This window comes from Gilvimarinus sp. 1_MG-2023 (genome assembly GCF_030548285.1).
On record NZ_JAUOSC010000184.1, the window covers coordinates 1 to 431 of the forward strand.

Here is a 431-nt window from a genome sequence, read left to right on the forward strand (position 1 = left end):
CCAGGAGGGTGTGCAGGTTGTCTGCGAAACAGTTTCAACAAGACCAGTCCGGTTAATACCAGCCACAGGATATCGATCCATTGGATGCCATCAAAAGCGCCGTTGGCAAACAGAAAAGCAAACAGGCTGCCACTGAACAAGCCATTCAACAGGTCTTTTATCAAGCTGCTTGTACTTGTTTGGGTACACGGTCCTGTAGCGGCATCTGTCTGGCTGGCCAGGAGTGCCGACTTGGCTGGAACCGCGGCTGTGAAGGTGTGATGGGTAAAGCTGCCACTGTCTATTTGGGGGGCTGCCTCGGCAGATTGCATCAGGGCCATTAATAGAAAGGCTGTCGCAAACAGGGACCAGAAGAACTTCATAATAACCTCTGTGAATGTCATCTTTGTCAGAGCGGCCGCCACTGTAACAGAATTGGCCGGCTTCAGAGG

1 protein-coding gene is annotated in these 431 nt (G+C 52.0%); it reads right to left on the bottom strand.

Annotated elements, in window-relative coordinates:
* Positions 1-362 (bottom strand): hypothetical protein (locus Q4563_RS16335; protein ID WP_303605228.1); only part of this gene is annotated, 362 nt, incomplete at its 3' end.
* Between the last annotated feature and the right edge of the window lie 69 nt (positions 363-431).